The following is a 1,735-nucleotide window of genomic DNA, read 5'->3' on the forward strand; positions in this document are numbered from 1 at the left end:
AAACCGCGTTCCACCAATAAGCACCGGGACCGACTGGAGAAGGACAAGCAGTGTTTGGGTTGCCTGTCCGCGCGGTACTCAAGTGCTAATTTCAAGCCCGGTGACCCGTCGCTAAACGGGCAAACTAGCCCCGCGCAGATGCTACCACCAAGACCATAAAAACAATAAGGATATGTGTACAGAATTTAAACTTGCTGCCTTCCCACCCCTGGTGTAAGTTAGTGGCGTTTGGGTTGCCTGATCCCGCTTATTATTAAAGCGTGAAACTGGGTTGATTTAGCGCTAACTGAATCTCCCAACAAAATAACCGCTCTCTGAAGCGGTTTTTTTGTACCTGAAATTCCGCTGTCAAAATCGAAAAGTGCGCTTCTCCCCCGCCCTTTCATCAGGATCACATCGCAATATGCTATAACAGGCATTCGCATTAGCCACGAAATTAACCTCATGAAAGATAATAGTATTTACTCCCCTCAGGCGTCCGTGCCGGAAAAATCACGGGTGCTGGGTTGGTCTGATTTATTCTCGTTGTGGTTCTCACTCGGTATGGGCCTGATGGTGTTGCAGGCCGGGGCGATTCTGGCTCCGGGCCTCGGGCTGGCGGGTTCTCTGGCGGCGATTGTGTTGGGATCAGCCGTCGGGGTTGCGCTGCTGGCGCTGGTCGGGGTGACCGGCGGGCAAACCGGTTTGTCTTCAATGGCGTCGCTAAAGCTGAGCCTCGGAAAACGTGGCGTGGCGTTGCCGGTCTTGTTCAATCTGATCCAGCTGGTCGGCTGGGGCGCGTTTGAAATTGTGGTGATGCGCGATGCCGCCAGTCTGCTGGCAAAACGGGCCTGGGGCGACGGCAGTTTTTGGGCGGATCCGACCCTCTGGACGTTTATTTTCGGCATCGTCGCCACCTTGCTGGCGGCCAGCGGGCCACTGGCGTTTATCCGCGTGGTGCTGCGCCGCTGGGGTATCTGGTTGCTGCTGGCGAGCTGCGCATGGCTGACCGGTTATCTGTTCCTGCACGCGGATTTATCGACGCTGTGGCATAAAGCCGGAGACGGTTCGATGCCGTTCGCGCTGGCCTGCGATATCGTGGTATCGATGGCATTTTCATGGCTGCCGCTGGTGTCGGATTACACCCGTTTCGGCAAATCTGCGCGACAAAATTTCTGGGGCACCGCCTGCGGATATTTCCTCGGCAGCGTGTGGATGATGTCACTCGGCGTCGCTTATACGCTGGCGTTTGTCAGCACATCGGCCGATGCCAATGCGCTGCTGCTGGCGCTTTCTGGCGTTGCGCTGGGTATTCCGCTGTTGCTGATTCTGGTGGATGAACATGAAAATGCCTTTGCGGATATTCACTCTGCGGCGGTATCGGCGGGCACTTCTCTGCCGGTCAGTGTCGGTAAACTGACGCTGGGTATCGGCCTGCTGTGTACGCTGATTGCCTGGTCAGTGCCGCTGACGCAATACGAAAACTTCCTGCTGCTGATTGGTTCGGTATTTGCGCCGCTGTTCGGTGTGGTACTGACGCATCATTTTATTCTGCGCCGGCAGACACAAAAGGACCTGAACATTTGCTCTGTCGCGGCCTGGTTTATCGGTATCGCGGTCTATCATCTGATGGCAAATCTGCTGCCTGACGTCGGCGCGACGATCCCGTCGCTTCTGGTGGCAGGACTGGTGTGCTGGGGATTAGGGCGTAAAGACTGAGTTAAGAAAACCGCCCCAAAGGGCGGTTCCTTAATGA

General features: G+C 55.7%; 1 protein-coding gene. It reads left to right on the top strand.

The genetic code is table 11. From position 1 onward, the window contains the following. Positions 1–444 precede the first annotated feature (444 nt). Positions 445–1,698 (top strand): putative hydroxymethylpyrimidine transporter CytX, encoded by a 1,254-nt coding sequence (cytX, locus tag ACJY2G_RS25455; RefSeq protein ID WP_439292379.1) that lies wholly within the window; start codon positions 445–447, stop codon positions 1,696–1,698. The last annotated feature ends 37 nt before the right edge of the window (positions 1,699–1,735 follow it).

The sequence above is a fragment of the Rahnella sp. ATs2 genome (genome assembly GCF_051851855.1).
Classification (GTDB): Bacteria; Pseudomonadota; Gammaproteobacteria; order Enterobacterales; family Enterobacteriaceae; genus Rahnella; species Rahnella variigena.

What these genes read in the sequence shown, in the direction of transcription:
- cytX (WP_439292379.1), top strand. Translation starts at nt 445, where the DNA reads ATGAAAGATAATAGTATTTACTCCCCTCAGGCGTCCGTGCCGGAAAAA.